This window comes from Pseudomonas sp. TH10, assembly GCF_016651255.1.
In the GTDB taxonomy this organism is placed as follows: Bacteria; Pseudomonadota; Gammaproteobacteria; order Pseudomonadales; family Pseudomonadaceae; genus Aquipseudomonas.
Window position 1 is genome coordinate 1 of the sequence record NZ_JAEKEG010000047.1, and the last position, 16,942, is coordinate 16,942.

At 60.9% G+C, this 16,942-nt stretch carries 16 protein-coding genes and 1 pseudogene; 13 read left to right on the forward strand and 4 right to left on the reverse strand.

Annotated elements, in window-relative coordinates; translation table 11 throughout:
* Positions 1-270 precede the first annotated feature (270 nt).
* Positions 271-969 (reverse strand): DNA-3-methyladenine glycosylase, encoded by a 699-nt coding sequence (locus tag JFT80_RS07175; protein ID WP_201147399.1) that lies wholly within the window; start codon positions 967-969, stop codon positions 271-273.
* 177 nt (positions 970-1,146) lie between these two features.
* On the opposite strand from JFT80_RS07175, the gene JFT80_RS07180 reads away from it, so the two are divergent.
* The 13 genes from JFT80_RS07180 to JFT80_RS07240 all read left to right on the forward strand — a co-directional run bounded on the left by JFT80_RS07180 (position 1,147) and on the right by JFT80_RS07240 (position 13,723).
* Entirely contained in the window at positions 1,147-2,418 is a 1,272-nt protein-coding gene (locus tag JFT80_RS07180; protein WP_201147400.1) for a glutamate-5-semialdehyde dehydrogenase, read from the forward strand.
* The gene (nadD, locus tag JFT80_RS07185) at positions 2,387-3,109 is read left to right on the forward strand and encodes a nicotinate-nucleotide adenylyltransferase (RefSeq protein ID WP_374091333.1); all 723 of its coding nucleotides are present in this window, start codon (positions 2,387-2,389) and stop codon (positions 3,107-3,109) included. Before JFT80_RS07180 ends, nadD begins: the two co-directional genes overlap by 32 nt.
* A gap of 72 nt (positions 3,110-3,181) precedes the next feature.
* Positions 3,182-3,676, forward strand: coding sequence for a ribosome silencing factor (gene rsfS, locus JFT80_RS07190; RefSeq protein WP_016986117.1), 495 nt, complete (start codon positions 3,182-3,184; stop codon positions 3,674-3,676).
* Between the two features lie 9 nt (positions 3,677-3,685).
* Positions 3,686-4,153, forward strand: coding sequence for a 23S rRNA (pseudouridine(1915)-N(3))-methyltransferase RlmH (gene rlmH / locus JFT80_RS07195; protein ID WP_003185785.1), 468 nt, complete (start codon positions 3,686-3,688; stop codon positions 4,151-4,153).
* 10 nt (positions 4,154-4,163) lie between these two features.
* Positions 4,164-6,059: a penicillin-binding protein 2 gene (gene mrdA, locus JFT80_RS07200; protein WP_201147402.1), complete on the forward strand. Its 1,896-nt coding sequence runs from the start codon at positions 4,164-4,166 to the stop codon at positions 6,057-6,059.
* A 31-nt stretch (positions 6,060-6,090) separates the two neighbouring features.
* Positions 6,091-7,194, forward strand: coding sequence for a rod shape-determining protein RodA (rodA, locus tag JFT80_RS07205; protein ID WP_201147423.1), 1,104 nt, complete (start codon positions 6,091-6,093; stop codon positions 7,192-7,194).
* A gap of 17 nt (positions 7,195-7,211) precedes the next feature.
* The gene (gene mltB, locus JFT80_RS07210) at positions 7,212-8,222 is read left to right on the forward strand and encodes a lytic murein transglycosylase B (RefSeq protein ID WP_201147403.1); all 1,011 of its coding nucleotides are present in this window, start codon (positions 7,212-7,214) and stop codon (positions 8,220-8,222) included.
* Positions 8,222-9,232, forward strand: coding sequence for a septal ring lytic transglycosylase RlpA family protein (locus JFT80_RS07215; RefSeq protein WP_007909599.1), 1,011 nt, complete (start codon positions 8,222-8,224; stop codon positions 9,230-9,232). The genes mltB and JFT80_RS07215 overlap by 1 nt, the downstream gene beginning before the upstream one ends.
* Before the next feature lie 187 nt (positions 9,233-9,419).
* Positions 9,420-10,577, forward strand: coding sequence for a D-alanyl-D-alanine carboxypeptidase family protein (locus JFT80_RS07220; protein WP_201147404.1), 1,158 nt, complete (start codon positions 9,420-9,422; stop codon positions 10,575-10,577).
* Between the two features lie 79 nt (positions 10,578-10,656).
* Positions 10,657-10,932 (forward strand): DUF493 domain-containing protein, encoded by a 276-nt coding sequence (locus JFT80_RS07225; RefSeq protein ID WP_201147405.1) that lies wholly within the window; start codon positions 10,657-10,659, stop codon positions 10,930-10,932.
* Positions 10,932-11,579 carry a lipoyl(octanoyl) transferase LipB gene (gene lipB, locus JFT80_RS07230; RefSeq protein ID WP_201147406.1) on the forward strand — a complete coding sequence of 216 codons (648 nt, stop codon included), beginning with the start codon at positions 10,932-10,934 and terminating at the stop codon, positions 11,577-11,579. The genes JFT80_RS07225 and lipB overlap by 1 nt, the downstream gene beginning before the upstream one ends.
* Positions 11,580-11,604: 25 nt before the next feature.
* Positions 11,605-12,603: a lipoyl synthase gene (gene lipA, locus JFT80_RS07235; protein ID WP_201147424.1), complete on the forward strand. Its 999-nt coding sequence runs from the start codon at positions 11,605-11,607 to the stop codon at positions 12,601-12,603.
* Positions 12,604-12,775: 172 nt separating this feature from the next.
* Positions 12,776-13,723, forward strand: coding sequence for an LD-carboxypeptidase (locus JFT80_RS07240; protein WP_201147407.1), 948 nt, complete (start codon positions 12,776-12,778; stop codon positions 13,721-13,723).
* An 81-nt stretch (positions 13,724-13,804) separates the two neighbouring features.
* On the opposite strand, the gene JFT80_RS07245 is transcribed toward JFT80_RS07240, so the two are convergent.
* From JFT80_RS07245 to lptE, 3 genes and pseudogenes are all read right to left on the reverse strand, one after another.
* Positions 13,805-15,127 (reverse strand): lytic murein transglycosylase, encoded by a 1,323-nt coding sequence (locus tag JFT80_RS07245; protein WP_201147408.1) that lies wholly within the window; start codon positions 15,125-15,127, stop codon positions 13,805-13,807.
* 124 nt (positions 15,128-15,251) lie between these two features.
* A pseudogene (gene holA, locus JFT80_RS07250) lies at positions 15,252-16,290 on the reverse strand (DNA polymerase III subunit delta).
* A 39-nt stretch (positions 16,291-16,329) separates the two neighbouring features.
* A complete protein-coding gene (gene lptE, locus JFT80_RS07255; RefSeq protein ID WP_201147409.1) occupies positions 16,330-16,935 on the reverse strand; it encodes an LPS assembly lipoprotein LptE in 606 nt (201 codons plus the stop codon).
* Between the last annotated feature and the right edge of the window lie 7 nt (positions 16,936-16,942).

Below are 16,942 nucleotides of genomic sequence, written 5' to 3' on the forward strand. Positions count from 1 at the left end.
CGAAGGCCACGACGAATACAGCCGCGGCCAGCCACTGCGGGTTTGCCGCGAGCCATCCGGTCACGCTATCGAGCCATGGGCCCATAAACACTACTCCATCGAATTTTTATAAGCGTCCGCAGTGGGCGAACGCAGGCTTTAATACACCAACGAACCCTGTAGGAGCGAGCGTGCTCGCGATGGTCGCTAACGATAGCGAGTGCTGTCTGGATCAACGCGGCGCTCGGGAAAGCATCGCGAGCAAGCTCGCGCCTACAGGGGCTCGATTATTCAATTCAGCAGAAAATAGTCGCGGCCTTCGACCTGACCGCGGCGCAACGGGTTCCGCGTGCACCATTGCGCGTAGGTCGCGTCGACGAAGCGGTACATCAAGTGTTCGTCGCGGCCGTGGGGGATGCCCAAACGGGTGGTCTGGATAATGTGCAAAGGTGCGGGCCCGGTGTCTTCTACCAGAAGTACTTCGTGATCGAAACGTTTGGCGTCCCACATCGGCACTTTCAGCCCGAGTGCCTTGCACAGCAAGGTCTGCCCGGCGCAGAGCTTCTGCGAAGGGCGGGCACGCCCCTGAGCATCGGGATTGTTCAACAGCATCTGCGCCAGACTCGCCGGACCACTGATGTCATCGACCCACGGATAAGCGGATTTGATCAGTACGGCGTTGCCCGGACCCTGCGCGCTGAAGTTCAGCGAATCGCCGCCACGGGCGTAATACATATAGATGTGGCCGCCATCCAGAAACAAAGCCTTACGCTTTTCCGTATAGCCAAGGGAGGCATGACTGCCTTTTTCCGCGCAGTAATACGCTTCGGTTTCGATGATCCGCGCGCTCAGCCATAAGTCGCCAACGCGATGGCGGATGACTTTGCCGAGCAGATCTTGCGCGAGCACTTGCGCGTCGCGGTCGAAAAAAGCGTCCGGGAGCCCGTGGGGCTTGAGGTCGGCGGCGGATGGGGCAGTCAGGTTAGTCATGATGAACAGCGTTTGTCAGGGCTGATTGAGCCGTGATGATAACAATGCGCGGCTTAATTACGCCTGAACGTCGGCGATTCGTGGCTCATTTCGACCATCCGCCCGTCACCGCTGTTAGTCCCGAGACGCGACAGCTATAATCTGCCGCTTTCCTCTTTGCCAAGACCCCAGCAGACCATGACTGAGTCCGTTCTTGACTACATGACCCGATTGGGTCGCGCCGCCCGCGAAGCTTCCCGGGTCATCGGCCGTGCCAGCACCGCGCAGAAAAACCGCGCCCTGCAGGCTGCTGCCAATGCGCTGGACGCGGCGCGCGTCGAGCTTGCCGCTGCCAATGAGCTGGATCTGGCGGCCGGTCGTGCCAATGGTCTGGAGCCTGCGCTGCTGGAGCGCCTGGCCCTGACGCCGGAGCGTATCGACGGGATGATCGTCGGCCTGCGGCAGGTCGCGGCCTTGCCCGACCCTGTGGGCGCCATTCGCGACATGAGCTTTCGGCCTTCCGGTATTCAGGTCGGCAAGATGCGTGTGCCCCTGGGGGTGATCGGGATCATCTACGAGTCGCGTCCCAATGTGACCATCGACGCCGCCAGCCTTTGCCTCAAGTCGGGTAATGCGACCATTTTGCGTGGCGGCTCCGAGGCGATTCACTCCAATCGCGCCATCGCTGCGTGCATCCAGCGCGGCCTGGCCGAGGCCGAGTTGCCTGCCGCCGTGGTGCAAGTGGTCGAAACCACCGACCGTGCAGCAGTCGGCTCCCTGATTACCATGCCCGAGTACGTCGATGTCATCGTGCCCCGTGGTGGCCGTGGCCTGATCGAACGCATCAGCCGCGATGCCCGGGTGCCCGTGATCAAGCATCTTGACGGTATTTGCCACGTTTACGTCAGCGCTCACGCCGACCTGGCGAAAGCACAGCGCATCGCCTTCAACGCCAAGACCTATCGGTATGGCATCTGCGGTGCGATGGAGACCTTGCTCGTCGATCAAACCGTTGCCAAGGATTTCCTGCCGTCGATGGCTGCCCAGTTCCGCGAAAAAGGCGTTGAACTGCGCGGTTGCGAGCGCACCCGAACGATCATCGAGGCCGTGGCGGCCAGCGAAGACGACTGGAACACCGAATATCTGGCGCCGATCCTGTCGATCCGCGTGGTCGACGGTCTGGATCAAGCCATCGAACACATCAACCATTACGGCTCGCACCATACCGACTCGATCGTCAGCGAAAACCTCGCCGACACCCGCCGTTTTGTGGCGGAAGTCGACTCGGCGTCGGTGATGATCAACACCCCGACCTGCTTTGCCGATGGATTTGAATACGGATTGGGTGCCGAGATCGGCATTTCTACTGATAAGCTGCACGCCCGTGGCCCGGTGGGCCTCGAAGGACTGACCTGCGAGAAGTACATCGTCGTTGGTGATGGCCAGTTGCGCGGCCAGGCGACGGTCTGACTTGACCGACCTCGACCTGACAGCGCCGCGTACCGGCAGCGAGCCCCGGCCCCGTCGCATCGGCGTACTGGGCGGAACGTTCGATCCGGTGCACATCGGTCATTTGCGTGGCGGCCTGGAAGTCGCAGAAGCGCTGGCGCTTGACGAATTACGCCTGACGCCGAGCGCCCGCCCGCCGCATCGCAATACGCCGCAAGTGTCGGCGCAGGATCGGCTGGCGATGGTCGAGTGCGCGGTGGCCGGAGTGCCGCCGCTGGTGGTGGACGCCCGCGAATTGCAGCGGGATAAACCGTCCTACACCATTGATACCCTGGAGTTGATGCGCGCCGAAATGCCCGCCGAGACCCAGGTTTTTCTGCTTTTGGGCTGGGACGCATTTTGCGGCCTGCCCACTTGGCACCGCTGGGAAGAGTTGCTCCAGCATTGCCACATCCTGGTGCTACAGCGCCCGGACGCCGACAGCGAACCGCCGGATGCCTTGCGCAACCTGCTGGCAGCGCGTTCGGTGAGCGACCCGCTGGCCCTGAAAGGGCCGAGCGGACAGATTGCATTCGTCTGGCAGACACCGCTCGCGGTTTCCGCCACCCAGATCCGTCAACTGCTGGCCAGCGGTAAGTCGGTACGTTTCCTGGTGCCCGACGCGGTCCTGGCCTACATCGATGCGCACGGTCTCTATCGTGCGTCGAACTGAACAAGGCGTGCTTCACTGATACGAATCCACGTGTCGCCAAGCCGCCGAATATATGAGCAAAACGAGTTTTATATGACTGACAAAGACCAAACCAAAGTAAAGCGCAAAGGCACATTCAAGAGCGCCCCGCTGCCAGAGCCGGTCAACACCAATGAGCCGCTCAAAGGCGACGAACTGGTCAAACTGGCCGTAGCTGCCCTGGAAGACGTCAAGGCACAAGACATCCAGATCATCGATGTTCGCGACAAGCAGAGCATCACTGACTACATGATCATCGCCACTGGTACGTCCAATCGCCAGATCAACGCGATGCTCGACAAGGTTCGCGAAGAAGTCAAAAAGCAGGGCGCCAAGCCGCTGGGCGAAGAAGGCAAGGGCGACAGCGACTGGGTGCTGTTGGACCTGGACCTGGTGATCGTGCACATGATGACTGCCTCGGCACGTCAGTTCTACGACCTGGAACGCCTGTGGGCCGGTGCTGAGCAAAGCCGTGCGGCAGACGCCAAGCACCACAGCCCGGAAAACACCCACGAGCATTTCACCAAGCTCAACAAAGACCAGCTGTAAGGGATTGCTGTGCGACTGCGCCTGATCGCCGTCGGTTCACGCATGCCCAAGTGGGTGGAAGAAGGCTGGCATGAATATGCCAAGCGTCTTCCGTCCGAGCTGGCGCTGGAACTGGTGGAAATTCCGCTCAATACCCGTGGCAAGAATGCCGACGTGGCCCGTTTCATCCGCCAGGAAGGCGAAGCCATGCTGGCCAAGGTCGGGCCGAACGAGCGGATTGTCACGCTGGAAGTCCACGGTAAACCCTGGAGCACCGAACAGTTGGCGGTCGAACTCGACCGCTGGCGGCTGGATTCGCGCACGGTCAATTTCATGGTCGGTGGCCCGGAAGGGCTGGCGCCGGAAGTCTGTGCCCGCGCCGATCAGCGCTGGTCGTTGTCGCCGTTGACGTTGCCGCACCCGCTGGTGCGGATCCTGATCGGCGAACAGTTGTATCGTGCCTGGACCGTGCTGTCCGGTCACCCTTACCACAAGTAATCCTGCCCTCATGTCTCAGCCGATCCGCATCAAGGACCACGAAAAAGACGCACGCTTAGTGCGTAGCCGCGTCGTGTTCGGGGCCATTGCGATCGTGTTGCTGATTGGTGTGTTGATCGCGCGGCTGTATTTCCTGCAGGTGATCCAGTACGAGTACCACTCGACCCTTTCGGAAAACAACCGCGTCCACGTGCAGCCGATTCCGCCGACGCGCGGGCTGATTTTCGACCGTAACGGCGTGGTGGTGGCGGACAACCGTCCAAGCTTCAGTCTGAGCATGACCCGCGAGCGCTCCGGCGACTGGCAGCAAGTGCTCGATGTGATCGTCGAAGTGCTGGAGCTGACGCCCGAGGATCGGGTGATCTTCGAGAAACGCATGCGTCAGGGGCGCCGGCCGTTCGAGCCGGTGCCGATCCTGTTTGAACTCTCGGAAGAACAGATCGCCCGGATCGCGGTCAACCAGTTCCGCCTGCCCGGGGTGGAAGTGGTTGCGCAACTGGTTCGTCACTACCCGCAGGGCGCGCACTTTGCGCACTCGGTGGGTTACATGGGGCGGATCAACGAGAAAGAGCTTAAAACCCTCGATCCGGTCAACTACAGCGGCACCCATCACATCGGCAAGACCGGCATCGAGCGTTTCTACGAGCCGGAATTGCACGGTCAGGTCGGTTACGAAGAGGTCGAGACCAACGCCCGTGGCCGTGTTCTGCGCGTGCTCAAGCGTACCGATCCGATTCCCGGCAAAGACATCGTCCTCAGCCTCGACATCAAATTGCAGGAGGCGGCCGAAGCCGCACTCGGCGGGCGTCGTGGCGCGGTGGTGGCGCTGGATCCGAAGACCGGCGAAGTGCTGGCGATGGTCAGTCAGCCGAGTTTCGACCCGAACCTGTTCGTCACCGGGATCAGCTTCAAGGCCTATGCCGAGTTGCGCGATTCCATTGACCGGCCGCTGTTCAACCGTGTGCTGCGCGGCCTGTACCCGCCGGGCTCGACGATCAAGCCGGCGGTGGCGATTGCCGGTCTCGATGTCGGGGTGGTGACGGCATCGAGCCGAGTGTTCGATCCGGGCTACTACCAGCTGCCGAACTACGACCACAAGTACCGCAACTGGAACCGCACCGGTGACGGCTTCGTCGACCTGGACACGGCGATCATGCGCTCCAACGACACCTACTTCTACGATCTGGCGCACAAGCTGGGCATTGATCGGCTGTCGGCTTATATGGACAAGTTCGGCATCGGCCAGAAGGTCTCGCTGGACATGTTCGAAGAATCCCCCGGCCTGATGCCGTCCCGCGAATGGAAACGTGCGACGCGCAAACAGGCGTGGTTCCCCGGCGAAACCCTGATCCTCGGGATCGGCCAGGGCTACATGCAATCGACGCCACTGCAATTGGCCCAGGCCACAGCGCTGGTCGCCAACAAAGGTGTGTGGAACCGTCCGCACCTGGCCAAATCCCTCGAAGGGGTGAAGCCGATCGACGAAAACCCGATACCGGACATTGTCCTGCGCGACCCGTCGGACTGGACCAAGGTCAACCACGGTATGCAGCAGGTCATGCACGGCGCCCGTGGTACCGCGCGTAAAGCCGCCATTGGCGCGCAATACCGTATCGCCGGTAAATCGGGTACGGCCCAGGTCGTTGCGATCAAGCAAGGCGAGAAGTACGACCGCTCCAAGGTTCAGGAGCGTCACCGCGACCACGCCTTGTTCGTCGGTTTCGCCCCGGCCGATGATCCACGCATTGTGGTGTCGGTGATGGTCGAGAACGGTGAGTCCGGCTCCGGCGTCGCCGCGCCGGTAGTACGTCAGGTCATGGACGCCTGGCTGCTCGATCAGGACGGACGTTTGAAGGCCGAATACGCCAGCCCAATCAGTGCGGAGGCTACGGCCCGTGATGAATAATTTTGATCGCATGCTCTCCAGTGAGGATGTGATGCGTCGCCGCGCGACGTTGCTGCAAAGACTGCATATCGATGGCCCGTTATTGATTCTGTTGCTGATCCTCGCCGCCGGCAGTCTGTTCGTGCTGTATTCGGCGAGTGGCAAGAGCTGGGATCTGCTGGCCAAACAGGCCACTTCGTTTGGCATCGGTCTGGTATCGATGATTGTCATTGCCCAGTTCGAACCGCGCTTCATGGCGCGCTGGGTGCCGCTCGGTTACGTGATCGGGGTGGTGCTGCTGATGGTGGTGGACATCATGGGCCACAACGCCATGGGTGCCACGCGCTGGATCAACATTCCGGGGGTGATCCGCTTTCAGCCCTCGGAATTCATGAAGATCCTGATGCCGGCGACCATCGCCTGGTACCTGTCGAAACGCACGTTGCCGCCGCAGCTCAAGCATGTCGGCATCAGTTTGATGCTGATCGGTGTGCCGTTCATTCTGATCGTGCGCCAGCCCGACCTTGGTACGTCGCTGCTGATTCTCGCTGGCGGTGCATTCGTGCTGTTCATGGGTGGGTTGCGCTGGCGCTGGATCCTCAGCGTGCTGGCCGCTGCCGTACCCGTGGCCGTCGCCATGTGGTACTTCATCATGCACGATTACCAGAAGCAGCGAATCCTGACGTTCCTCGACCCGGAAAGCGATCCGTTGGGCACGGGCTGGAACATCATTCAGTCGAAAGCCGCCATCGGTTCCGGTGGCGTGTTCGGCAAAGGCTGGCTGCTCGGCACCCAGTCGCACCTGGACTTCCTGCCGGAAAGCCACACCGACTTCATCATTGCGGTACTGGGCGAAGAATTCGGTCTGGTGGGCATTTGTGCGCTGCTGTTGATCTATCTGCTGTTGATTGGCCGGGGCCTGGTGATCACCGCTCAGGCACAGACGCTGTTCGGCAAATTGCTCGCTGGCGCGTTGACCATGACGTTTTTTGTTTACGTTTTCGTCAACATCGGTATGGTCAGTGGCCTGTTGCCGGTCGTAGGGGTGCCGTTGCCGTTCATTAGCTACGGAGGAACTTCGCTGGTGACGCTGCTGTCAGCGTTTGGGGTTTTGATGTCGATCCATACCCATCGCAAGTGGATCGCACAAGTTTGAATAAGGTGAAGATTTCAATGCAAGAAATGCGTGGCTGGGCGACTCGATACGCGCCGTGGGTCGGCCTGGTAGGCATCCTTGGCACAGCGCAGGAAGCGCTGGCCGGCGAATACGAAGGCTCGCCGCAGGTGGCCGAGTTCGTCGGTGAAATGACCCGCGACTACGGTTTCGCCGGTGAGCAACTGATGGCGGTGTTCCGCGAGGCTCAACGCAAACAGGCGATTCTCGACGCCATCTCCAGACCTGCCGAGCGGGTCAAGCAGTGGAAAGAATACCGCCCGATGTTCATCACTGACGCGCGTATTGCGCGAGGTGTGGACTTCTGGCGTCAGCACGAGGCGACACTGGCCCGTGCCGAGCAGGAATACGGGGTACCGGCACAAGTCATCGTGTCGATCATCGGCGTTGAAACCTTTTTCGGACGTAATACCGGTAATTACCGGGTGATCGATGCCTTGTCCACGCTCGGTTTCGACTATCCTCCGCGTGCCGAATTTTTCCGAAAGGAATTGCGTGAGTTTCTGCTGCTGGCCCGTGAAGAGCAGGTCGATCCGCTGACCCTCAAAGGCTCCTACGCCGGGGCCATGGGCTTGCCGCAGTTCATGCCGAGCAGCTTTCGCGCCTATGCGGTGGATTTCGACGGTGACGGCCACATCAATATCTGGAACAACCCGGACGATGCGATCGGCAGCGTCGCGAGTTATTTCAAGCGTCACGGCTGGGTGGCGGGCGAGCCTGTGGTCAGCCGCGCCGATGTGCGTGGCGACCAGGTGGACGAGGGTTTGACCACGGGCATCGAGCCGACAAAGACCGTCGGAGAGTTGCGGGCGTTGGGGTGGTCGAGTCATGATGCGCTGCGCGATGATATGCCGGTGACTGCATTTCGCCTCGAAGGCGAAAACGGCCCTGAATACTGGATGGGCCTGAAGAATTTCTACGCGATCACGCGTTATAACCGCAGCGTGATGTACGCCATGGCCGTACATCAACTGTCTGAACAGCTGGTACAAGCACGGGGCGTCAAGTAATGCGGGCATTGCCTAACAATAAACCCCTGAAGCTGGTGGCATTCGCTGCGTTGGCGGTGCTGGTCGCCAGCTGCACGACCAGCCGTTCGCCGACGCCGAAAACCTCCAATACCGCTGTGCGAGCGCAGCCGGGTCTGGACATCAACCGCGCGCACAAAGACGGCGCGCCGTGGTGGGACGTCGACGTTTCGCGCATCCCTGATGCCACACCGACCCTGCACACTGGCCCGTACAAGGCCAACCCCTACACCGTGCTGGGCAAAACCTATTTCCCGTTGCAGGAATCCAAGACCTACGTTGCCTCGGGCACGGCGTCCTGGTACGGCACCAAGTTTCACGGTCAGAACACTGCCAATGGCGAGGTCTACGACCTGTACGGCATGAGTGCCGCCCACAAGACATTGCCACTGCCAAGTTACGTTCGGGTGACCAACCTGGACAACAACCGCACGGTGATCCTGCGGGTCAATGACCGTGGGCCGTTCTATTCCGATCGCATCATCGACTTGTCGTACGCCGCCGCGAAAAAACTCGGTTACGCCGAAACCGGCACCGCACGCGTCAAGGTTGAAGGCATCGATCCGCAGCAGTATTGGGCAGCCAAGGGCCGTCCGGCACCGTTGATGCTCAACGAGCCGCAGGTTGCGCAGAACAGCGCGCCGGTGATCACGGCGTCGGCCGGCACCGTCGAGCAATGGACGCCGCCACCGCAGCAACATGCCTCTGACACCGTCCCGGTGCCGATGAGTGCAAAAAAAAACGCTTCTGCAACAGCAACTGGCCAGTATCTGCAGGTGGGCGCGTTCGCCAACCCGGACGCTGCAGAACTCCTGAGGTCGAAGCTCAGCGGGATGGTGAGCGCTCCGGTGTTCATCAGCTCGATCGTGCGCAATCAGCAGACCCTGCATCGGGTCCGTCTGGGGCCGATCGGTTCGCCGGGTGAAATTGCCCAGGTGCAGAACAGCGTGCGCCTGGCCAACCTTGGTTCGCCAAGTGTGGTTACGGAATAAGCAATACGTAGGACTTGATTGACGATTCACCAGCGATTGGGGGGTGAATCAGGTTGTTGGCTCGTCGAAGAACAAAAGCCCGGCAAGGGTGACTGGAGTGAGCAACTGAATACGCGATGGCTCGTTAGAAAGTCATCTGATTAAATTTTGCCTTAGGGCAGTTTCCATTAGCGATTTCGAGAGACGGATGAACATCACCACCTTTGCCAAACGCCTGTGTCTGCTAGTCCCGCTGCTCCTCTCGCCAGCCGCCTTCGCGGCCGAGATGATGCCGTCGCCACCACAACTGGCCGCCAAAGCCTACGTCCTCATGGATGCCGCCAGCGGCAACGTGCTGGTAGAAAGCAACGGTGACCAGCGTCTGCCGCCGGCCAGCCTGACCAAGCTGATGACCGCGTACATTGCGACCCTGGAAATCCGTCGTGGCCAGATCGGTGAAAACGACCCGGTGACCGTCAGCGAAAACGCCTGGCGTACCGGCGGTTCGCGGATGTTCATCAAAGTCGGCTCGCAGGTGACGGTCAGCGACCTGCTGCACGGCATCATCATCCAGTCCGGCAACGACGCCAGCGTGGCACTGTCCGAGCACATCGCCGGCAGCGAAGACGCTTTCGCCGACCTGATGAACAAAACCGTGACTGATCTGGGCATGAGCAACACCCACTTCATGAACCCGACCGGTCTGCCAAACCCTGAGCACTACTCGTCGGCTCACGACATGGCGATCCTGGCGCGCGCGATCATCCACGAAGACCCGGCTCACTACGCGATCTACTCGCAGAAAGAGTTCTTCTGGAACGGCATCAAGCAGCCTAACCGCAACCTGCTGCTGTGGCGTGACAAGACCGTTGACGGTCTGAAAACCGGTCACACCGACGAAGCCGGCTACTGCATGGTGTCCTCGGCTGTACGTGATGGCCAGCGCCTGATTGCTGTGGTGTTCGGCACCAACAGCGAAGTGGCTCGCGCCGCTGAGACCCAGAAGTTGCTGACCTACGGCTTCCGCTTCTTCGAAACCCAAACCTTCTATCAGAAGGGCACCGAACTGGCTCAGGCCCCGGTGTGGAAAGGCACCACCAATCAAGTCAAGGCCGGCCTGGCTGAAGACCTGACCATGACCCTGCCAAAAGGCCAGCTGAAAAAGCTCGCAGCCAGCATGACCATGAACCCGCAACTGACCGCGCCAATCGCCAAGGGCGACGTGATCGGTAAAGTCGAAGTGAAACTGGAAGACAAGGTTGTGCACAGCGCCGACCTGATCGCTCTGGACGCTGTCGAGGAGGGTGGTATCTTCCGCCGCATGTGGGATAGCATCCGTCTATTCTTCTACGGCTTGTTCAACTGATTTGTGTTGACCTGCATGGCCCCGCCCCGATCCGGTGCGGGGCCATGCGCGTTACCACGGCTTAAGAGGCCGTTACGCCATGACCGATACCGAAGTAAAGGCGCCAAAGATCGAATTCCCGGTGACTGATTATCCCGTTAAGGTGATCAGCGATACCGGCGTAGGTTTCAAGGACAGGATCATCGCGATCCTTGAGAAGCACGCCACTGTTGACCTCAAGACGTTCGCCGAACGCCAGAGCACCAACGGCAAGTACACGACCATCCAGCTGCACATCGTCGCGACCGACCAGGAGCAGCTGTACAACATCAACAGCGAACTGCGGGCGACCGGCTTCGTGCATATGGTGTTGTGATGCCGGGCACGCTGGGCTTTCGTGAGCTCGGCCAGATGGCGTACGAGCCGGTCTGGCATGCCATGCAACGCTTTACCAACGAACGCGGCAGCGATGCCGCCGACGAAATCTGGCTCGTCGAACACTCGCCGGTGTTCACTCAGGGCCAGGCCGGCAAGGCCGAACACCTGTTGCTGCCGGGCGATATCCCGGTGGTGCAGGTCGATCGCGGCGGGCAGGTGACTTATCATGGCCCCGGCCAATTGGTGGCTTACTTGCTGCTGGATGTGCGCAAGCTGGGTTTCGGCGTGCGCGATCTAGTCAGTCGCATGGAGCTTTGCCTGATTGAACTGCTGGCCAGCTACGGAGTAACCGCAGCGGCCAAGCCAGACGCTCCCGGCGTGTACGTCGATGGCGCAAAAATTGCCTCCCTGGGTTTGCGGATTCGCCACGGTTGTTCCTTTCATGGCCTGGCCCTGAACGTGGATATGAACCTGGAACCGTTTCGACGGATTAATCCCTGCGGCTACGCCGGGCTGGCGATGACCCAGCTGAGCGATCACGCAGGATCGATTGAATTTGCCGAGGTAAGTGCCCGGCTGCGCGCGCAGCTCGTCAAACACCTCGACTATGCTGAGCAGACGACCCTGACGGGCGGAATCGACTGATATGACTACTGATGCAGTGCAAACCATGATCCCGACGCTCGACGTGACCGAGCGCCCGGCCCCGCGTCCCAAGGTAGAAGCCGGCGTCAAGCTGCGCGGCGCCGAGAAGGTTGCACGCATCCCGGTAAAGATCATTCCGACTACCGAACTGCCGAAGAAACCTGACTGGATTCGCGTGCGCATCCCGGTTTCGCCGGAAGTCGACCGTATCAAAAGCCTGCTGCGCAAACACAAGCTGCACAGCGTTTGCGAAGAAGCGTCCTGCCCGAACCTCGGTGAGTGCTTCTCCGGCGGCACCGCGACCTTCATGATCATGGGCGACATCTGCACCCGTCGCTGCCCGTTCTGCGACGTTGGCCACGGTCGTCCGAAGCCACTGGACGTCAATGAGCCGCAAAGCCTGGCCATCGCCATCGCTGACCTCAAGCTCAAGTACGTGGTGATCACCTCCGTTGACCGCGATGACCTGCGTGACGGCGGTGCCCAGCACTTCGCCGACTGCATCCGCGAAATTCGCAAGCTGTCGCCAAATGTGCAGCTCGAAACCCTGGTCCCGGATTACCGTGGACGCATGGACGTGGCGCTGGAAATCACTGCGGCCGAGCCGCCTGATGTGTTCAACCACAACCTGGAAACCGTGCCACGCCTTTACAAGGCTGCGCGTCCGGGCTCGGACTACCAGTGGTCGCTGACCCTGCTGCAACGCTTCAAGCAGATGATGCCGCACATTCCGACCAAGTCCGGCCTGATGCTGGGTCTGGGCGAGACCGACGAAGAAGTCATCGAAGTCATGAAACGCATGCGCGAACACGACATCGACATGCTGACCCTGGGCCAATACCTGCAACCTTCGCGCAGCCACTTGCCGGTGCAGCGTTTCGTCCACCCGGACACTTTCGCCTGGTTCGCCGAAGAAGGTTACAAGATGGGCTTCAAGAACGTTGCCTCGGGCCCGCTGGTGCGTTCTTCGTACCACGCCGATGAGCAAGCGAAGCTGGTAAAGGCTGAGTTGATGTCGTCCTGATCAACTGCTGGTAAAACAGCCCGCAAGGCCTGTCCGGCTTGCGGGCTGTTTTTTGCCTGGCCTGAGGCACACCGCAATTTTGTCCTGCAGTTGGAGGGCGCTGTCCCTCTTCTGTTTGTGCCCGTTCCTGACTACTGTGGTGCAAGACGCCTTCACACCGGGAGATTCATGGATGACCGTTAAACCAACCCACGTTCTCAGCCCGCACGTTCCTGTCCCGGCGCTGCCTGCCGAGGGCCTGATCGGCGTCATCGCTCCCGCCGGCCCTGCGCCTCTGGACACCGACAAAGCCACCGCCTGGATGCGTGCTCGCGGGTATGCGCTGCGGATTTTTCCCGGGGTCTACGAGAAGGAGGGTTACCTTGCCGGCAGCGACGAAAGGCGGCTGGCAGATTTACACGCTGCGTTCGCCGACCCGGAAGTCGACGCAATCATCTGTCTGCGCGGCGGCTACGGCACGCCGCGCCTGCTTGATCGCATCGACTACGACCTGCTCAGTCGTAACGCCAAGCCCTTTGTCGGCTACAGCGACATCACCGCGCTGCACCTGGCGATCAGCCGGTACGCCGGGTTTGTGACCTTCCACGGGCCGCTGCTCAACGCTGACCTGCTCGGCGACAAGGAGCCGCCGACCGTGACTTCGTTCTTCGCCATGCTGCGCGGCCAGTTGAAAGCGGGGAGTGTGCTGAGTCATCCGGTGGCGTATCCGTTGACCACCGTTGAGCCCGGAGTTGCCCACGGGCGTTTGCTCGGCGGCAATCTGGCAATGATCGCTTCGACATTGGGCACGCCTTACGAAATCGATGTCGAAGGGGTGATTCTGCTGATCGAAGACATCAACGAACCGCTGTATCGCATCGACCGGTTACTGACCCAGATGCGTCTGGCCGGCAAACTGGCGAAGTTGCGCGGTGTCTTGGTCGGGGATGTGGCTGGGGTGGATGTCGCGGCATTGAATCGCTTGCTCAAGCAGACCTTCGAGCCGCTACGGATTCCAGTGCTGTCGGGATGGCGCAGCGGACACTGCGATCCGAACCTGACGTTGCCGATGGGCGCTTTGGTAAGGCTGGATGCCGGCAAGAAAGAGTTGATGCTCGAGCAGGACGTCGTTACCCGATAAAACAAAAAGATCGCAGCCTGCGGCAGCGCCTACATCGACCCTTGTAGGCGCTGCCGCAGGCTGCGATCTTTTGATCTTGCTTTACTGAGTACGCAGGCTCTCAAGCAGCTTGTGCGTCGGATACCCGTCCGCCGGCCAGCCAAACGACTGCTGCGCACTGCGAATCGCCTTGCGCGTGTTGGCGCCGATAATCCCGTCCGCTGTGCCCGCATCGTAGTTGCGTGCGCTCAGCAGGTTCTGCAATTCGATCCGCTCGGAGCGGCTCAGCGGCAGATCATCTTTTGGCCACGTGCCATTGATCAAACCACCGCCATTGAAGCGTTCCGACAACAGGCTCACCGCCAAGGCATACGACGACGAGTTGTTGTACTTGAGGATTGCGCGGAAGTTGTCGAGGATCAGGAACGCCGGGCCACGATAACCGGCCGGCAGCAGCAGGGCGGCCGAGAGCTGTTCGGAACCGGCAGGTACTTGACCGCCGTTGGGCAGGGTCACGCCCAACTGACGCCATTCGGCGACGCTTTTGCGCATCGCACCGTCAGCCAGGGTGTAATCGAAACTGCTCGGCAATTGCACTTCGAAGCCCCATGGCTGACCACGCTGCCAGCCCGAGCTTTGCAGGTAGTGCGCAGTCGATGCCAGAGCGTCGGCCGAACTGCCCCAGATGTCGCGGCGACCGTCGCCATCGAAGTCCACGGCGTGGGTGTTGTAGGTGGTCGGAATGAACTGGGTCTGGCCCATGGCCCCGGCCCAGGAACCGAGCATCTTCTCGGGTTCTATATCGCCCTGTTGCAGGATTTGCAGCGCGGCAATCAATTGCGCATGGGCAAAGCCCGGACGCCGGCCTTCATAAGCGAGGGTCGCGAGCGAGTTGATCACCGACTTGCTGCCCTGGAACTGGCCGAAGTTGCTCTCCATGCCCCACACCGAGACCAACGCCTGGCGATCAACGCCATAGCGTTGCTCGATGCTTTGCAGAATGTCGGCGTACTGGTTGATCAGCGCCTGACCTTTGCGCACACGCAGCGGCGACAGCGCGCCGTCGAGGTATTCCCACACCGGGCGCGAGAACTCTGGCTGGCTGCGGTCGGCGCGAATCACGCTGGCGTCGAAGCTGACATTGGCAAACGCCCGGTCAAATAGATCGGCACGGATCCCGGCGGCGAGTGCTTCCTTGCGGAAACCTGCCTGCCAGTCGGCAAACGTCTGCGTGGGCTGGAGATCAAGATTTTCACCGGTCGGGACCACCGGCGGTATGACCGCAGGGGCTGTTGCGACAGGGAGGGTCTGGAGCGGTTGAGCGTCGGCGGCGGTGGGTTTTTCCGCGCAAGCGACAAGCATAACGAGGCTGGAGGCAGCTAGCAGTTGGCGCAGGGGCCAACGACGGGAAAGACTAAGGGGCATGCACAGGTCCAGGGAAAAACGAGTCAGGTGCAGACCTTAACATGTTGAGCGGTTGGTTGCCTTTCAGGGCGCCAGAAAGTAAGCAGCCACTATAGGCGCTGCCGAAGGCTGCGACCTGTTGATCTTATTCAGCCGGCAACATCAATCGCTGGCCAGCCATTAACAACGACAGGCGGCTCAGGCTCATCCATGGCGAACCCGCTGCCTGACCTTTGATCTGCGCATCAATACGCTGCGCTTCCAGCAACAACTGCGCCCAGCGTTGCGCCGAGTAGCGTTGCAGGGCTTTGCTCATCAGCGGTTTGCGTTTGTCCCAGACCGGCGGCTTCGCCTGGCTGAAACACTTGTCCAGCGGCGTGCCCTGGCTGTACTGCAACGAGATGTTGGCCAGCAGGCGCAACTCCCGCGCCAGTGCCCAGAGAATCACCGGTGGCTCGACGCCTTCACCGCGCAGCCCTTCGAGCATGCGCAGTGCATGGGCCGGTTCACCGTTGAGCACGGCATCGGTCAAGCCAAACACGTCGAATCGCGCACTGTCCGCCACAGCGGCCTGCACGGTTTCAACGGTGATCTGCCCGCCTTCGGCCATCAGCTTGAGCTTCTCGATTTCTTGCGCGGCGGCGAGGAGGTTGCCCTCGACACGTGCAGCAATCAATTCGACTGCGTCCTGGCTGGCCGACAAACCGGCCTGTGACAAGCGCTGACGAATCCAGCTCGGCAACTGATTGGCATCCACCGGCCAGATCTGGATGAACTGAGTTTGCTGACCTTCGACCAGCGCCTTGCCCCACTTGGTCTTCTGCGCACTGCCATCGAGCTTGGGCAGGCTGATCAGCAGCACCGTGTCTTCAGCGGGGCGTGAGCAGTATTCGATGAAAGCGGCAGCACCCTTTGTCGCCGGGTTTGCCCGACGGCAGGCGCAGTTCCAGCAAGCGTTTTTCAGCGAATAACGACATGCTGGCACCCGCTTGCAGCAAGGTGCCCCAGTCGAAACTGGCGTCGGCGGCGAATACCTGGCGCTCGTCAAACCCTTGTTGGCGAGCCGCAGCGCGGATGGCGTCGGCGGCTTCCTGGCACAGCAGCGGGTCGTCGCCGCTGATGATGTAGACCGGCGCGAGGTTGCCTTGCAGGTGTTTGGCGAGTTGGGCGGGGGCGAGTTTCATGGCAAAGGGCGAGCGGGGCGCCTGGGCGCCCCGCAGGTCTTACTGCTGCGGCAGTTCAACGGGCGACTGACGTGGCGTCTCCGCCTCGGCTTTCTGCGCCGCTTCCATGGCGGCGGCCTCAGCCTGGGCCTTGGCGTCAGCAGTCTGCTGCATCTGATCCAGCTGTGCCGGGGTGAGTTGTTGCAGGCGCAACATCATGCGCTGGACCAGGTCGCGACGGATTTCCTTGCGTGCATCATCGGCTTCCAGTTCGGAGCCCACCAGGTTGTTGCCGTCGTGGATGAACACCTTCTGCACTTCGATTTTGTCGCTCAGCAGCTCGCGATCACGCTGGCCACGGATATCGTACTCAAGCACGGTCGTCAGCTGGTACTCGCCAGTACGGCCAGCACCGGCATAGCTGAGAATGCGCTGGTTTTCCTGTTCGTCAGACAGGTACAGCTTGTACGGCGCGCCGCTGTAAACCTTGACGCCGCTGGACTCCAGCACCTGACGCAGCTCGGTGACGGTCTCGCCGTAGGCGTTACGCGCGCTCAGGTCGAGCTCTTTGATCGTCAGTTCGGTGGTGCCGGTGCCACGCAGCTGGAAACCGCAGGCGCTCAGCAGCACAGCGAGGCCCATCACCAGCAGATTGCGTTTGATCATTGTGTTG